Origin of the sequence: Azohydromonas lata NBRC 102462, assembly GCF_001571085.1 — a bacterium.
Lineage (GTDB): Bacteria > Pseudomonadota > Gammaproteobacteria > Burkholderiales > Burkholderiaceae_C > Azohydromonas > Azohydromonas lata.
In genome coordinates, this window is the sequence record NZ_BCTC01000210.1 from 1 (window position 1) to 3,413 (window position 3,413).

A 3,413-nucleotide genomic window follows, 5' to 3' on the forward strand; every position below is an offset into this window, starting at 1 on the left:
TCTTTAACAATTCATAGAGTCGAATCAGCGTTGCCGCTGGAAAGCACAGCAATGTGCACCGTGCCAGCGGCAATTATTGATTGCGTCACCAAACTTCAGCTTTTGAACGCTGCTCGCGAGAGCGGCGGCTAGAAAGTCATGAAGAACGGCAACAACGCGAATACTCAAGCAGTCAATGTTTGTATTGACTGCAGTCCTTGACGATTTCTGTCCCAACAGAAGTCAAAGTTATAGGGTCAAGTGACTAAGTGCATGTGGTGGATGCCTTGGCGATTACAGGCGACGAAGGACGTGATAGCCTGCGATAAGCTTCGGGGAGCTGGCAAATTAGCTTTGATCCGGAGATTTCCGAATGGGGAAACCCACCCGCAAGGGTATCTTGCACTGAATACATAGGTGCCAGAGGCGAACCGGGTGAACTGAAACATCTCAGTAGCTCGAGGAACAGACATCAACCGAGATTCCGAAAGTAGTGGCGAGCGAAATCGGAACAGCCTGCCAGTGATAGCACGGGACTTAACAAAGCGGCATGGAAAGGCCGGCCATAGTGGGTGATAGCCCCGTATGTGAAAAGACCCGTGTGGTACTAAGCTGGCGACAAGTAGGGCGGGACACGTGAAATCCTGTCTGAAGATGGGGGGACCATCCTCCAAGGCTAAATACTCGTAATCGACCGATAGTGAACCAGTACCGTGAGGGAAAGGCGAAAAGAACCCCGGGAGGGGAGTGAAATAGATCCTGAAACCGCATGCATACAAAAAGTCGGAGCCCTTCGGGGTGACGGCGTACCTTTTGTATAATGGGTCAGCGACTTACATTCAGTGGCAAGCTTAACCGAATAGGGAAGGCGCAGGGAAACCGAGTCCGAACAGGGCGAACTTCAGTCGCTGGGTGTAGACCCGAAACCAGGTGATCTATCCATGGCCAGGATGAAGGTGAGGTAACACTTACTGGAGGTCCGAACCGACTAGTGTTGCAAAACTAGCGGATGAGCTGTGGATAGGGGTGAAAGGCTAAACAAACCTGGAGATAGCTGGTTCTCTCCGAAAACTATTTAGGTAGTGCCTCAAGTATTACCGCCGGGGGTAGAGCACTGTTATGGCTAGGGGGTCATGGCGACTTACCAAACCATTGCAAACTCCGAATACCGGCGAGTACAGCTTGGGAGACAGAGCACCGGGTGCTAACGTCCGGACTCAAGAGGGAAACAACCCAGACCGCCAGCTAAGGTCCCCAAAATTGGCTAAGTGGGAAACGAAGTGGGAAGGCTAAAACAGTCAGGATGTTGGCTTAGAAGCAGCCACCATTTAAAGAAAGCGTAATAGCTCACTGATCGAGTCGTCCTGCGCGGAAGATGTAACGGGGCTAAGCCAGTTACCGAAGCTGCGGATGCGCCCGCAAGGGTGCGTGGTAGGAGAGCGTTCCGTAGGCCTGTGAAGGTGTCTTGTGAAGGATGCTGGAGGTATCGGAAGTGCGAATGCTGACATGAGTAGCGTTAAAGGGGGTGAAAAGCCCCCTCGCCGTAAGCGCAAGGTTTCCTACGCAACGTTCATCGGCGTAGGGTGAGTCGGCCCCTAAGGCGAGGCAGAGATGCGTAGCTGATGGGAAACAGGTCAATATTCCTGTACCGATCAATAGTGCGATGTGGGGACGGAGAAGGTTAGCTCGGCCAACTGTTGGAATAGTTGGTTCAAGCCCGTAGTCGTGGTCCTTAGGCAAATCCGGGGATCTGAGATGAGAGGTGATAACGAGGCTGCTTGCAGCCGAAGTGAGTGATACCCTGCTTCCAAGAAAAGCCACTAAGCTTCAGCTATTGACGACCGTACCGCAAACCGACACTGGTGCGCGTGATGAGTATTCTCAGGCGCTTGAGAGAACTCTGGAGAAGGAACTCGGCAAATTGACACCGTAACTTCGGAAGAAGGTGTGCCCCGAGTAGGTGAAATTCCTTGCGAATGGAGCCGAATGGGGTCGCAGAGAATCGGTGGCTGCGACTGTTTATTAAAAACACAGCACTCTGCAAAGACGAAAGTCGACGTATAGGGTGTGACGCCTGCCCGGTGCTGGAAGATTAAATGATGGGGTGCAAGCTCTTGATTGAAGTCCCAGTAAACGGCGGCCGTAACTATAACGGTCCTAAGGTAGCGAAATTCCTTGTCGGGTAAGTTCCGACCTGCACGAATGGCGTAACGATGGCCACACTGTCTCCTCCAGAGACTCAGCGAAGTTGAAATGTTTGTGATGATGCAATCTCCCCGCGGAAAGACGGAAAGACCCCATGAACCTTTACTGTAGCTTTACATTGGACTTTGAACAGATCTGTGTAGGATAGGTGGGAGGCTTTGAAACTGAGTCGCTAGATTCAGTGGAGCCGTCCTTGAAATACCACCCTGGTGTGTTTGAGGTTCTAACCTTGGCCCGTGATCCGGGTTGGGGACAGTGTATGGTGGGCAGTTTGACTGGGGCGGTCTCCTCCCAAAGCGTAACGGAGGAGTTCGAAGGTACGCTAGGCACGGTCGGAAATCGTGCTGATAGTGCATTGGCATAAGCGTGCTTGACTGCGAGACTGACAAGTCGAGCAGGTACGAAAGTAGGACAAAGTGATCCGGTGGTTCTGTATGGAAGGGCCATCGCTCAACGGATAAAAGGTACTCTGGGGATAACAGGCTGATACCGCCCAAGAGTTCATATCGACGGCGGTGTTTGGCACCTCGATGTCGGCTCATCTCATCCTGGGGCTGTAGCCGGTCCCAAGGGTATGGCTGTTCGCCATTTAAAGAGGTACGTGAGCTGGGTTTAAAACGTCGTGAGACAGTTTGGTCCCTATCTTCCGTGGGCGCTGCAAGATTGAGAGAGCCTGCTCCTAGTACGAGAGGACCGGAGTGGACGCACCTCTGGTGTACCGGTTGTCACGCCAGTGGCATTGCCGGGTAGCTAAGTGCGGAAGAGATAACCGCTGAAAGCATCTAAGCGGGAAACTCGTCTCAAGATGAGTCTTGCCCAGGCCTTGAGCCTGCTAAAGGGTCGTTCGAGACCAGGACGTTGATAGGCTGGGTGTGGAAGCGCAGTAATGCGTTAAGCTGACCAGTACTAATTGCCCGTGAGGCTTGACCCTATAACTTTGACCAAGCAGTCAAAGATGAGCATTTGAAGTTGTTGCCCAACAAAGCGGCGACGCAATCAATAAAGCTGATAGACTCTATTGAATTGGCTTGATTGCCGAAAAGGCAATCAGGCAAAAAGTTCAAGCCTGATGACCATAGCGAGGTGGTCCCACCCCTTCCCATCCCGAACAGGATCGTGAAACACCTCAGCGCCGATGATAGTGCGGATTCCCGTGTGAAAGTAGGACATCGTCAGGCTAATATCCCAGCAAACGCCCCGGCCAGATTATGGCCGGGGCGTTTTGCTTT

Annotated in this window: 2 rRNA genes; both read left to right on the forward strand. The window is 52.4% G+C overall.

Annotated elements, in window-relative coordinates:
• Window positions 1-234 precede the first annotated feature (234 nt).
• Window positions 235-3,115: ribosomal RNA gene (locus tag ALA01S_RS30400) — 23S ribosomal RNA — on the forward strand.
• A gap of 134 nt (window positions 3,116-3,249) precedes the next feature.
• Window positions 3,250-3,362 (forward strand): 5S ribosomal RNA (rrf, locus tag ALA01S_RS30405).
• Window positions 3,363-3,413: the final 51 nt, after the last annotated feature.